This window comes from Rhodococcus sp. T2V (assembly GCF_029269925.1).
Lineage (GTDB): Bacteria > Actinomycetota > Actinomycetes > Mycobacteriales > Mycobacteriaceae > Rhodococcus_F > Rhodococcus_F koreensis.
In genome coordinates this window covers 1-300 of the sequence record NZ_JARJBD010000573.1, presented here as the reverse complement: position 1 = coordinate 300, position 300 = coordinate 1, and the positions used below count along the sequence as shown (strand labels likewise).

Here is a 300-nt window from a genome sequence, read left to right as displayed (position 1 = left end):
CCGGGCACCGCTCCCCTCGGCGGCTTGACGGGAACCATAGGGACACCCCCCGAGCGACGAGCACGGTGAGGACGCCCGGGCTGCCCGCGTCGTCGGCGGCGTCCACATGTCCGGGTTCACCATCCGCCCGATATACCCCTTGTAGCAGGACCCGATAAACCGTTTCGTCGCCACATCCCCGGTGTCCACCGACACCTTCCCAGCGAACCGCTTGGCCACCAGTCGCACCGTCTCACCCGAGACTCCCAACCGTGCCGCGATCACCTTCTTCTCATCGACCGCCCCGACCGAGGTGTCCAG

General features: G+C 67.7%; 1 pseudogene. It reads right to left on the bottom strand.

Annotated elements, in window-relative coordinates:
- Positions 1 to 300 (bottom strand): annotated as a pseudogene (locus P3H15_RS55450) (hypothetical protein); the annotation flags it as partial.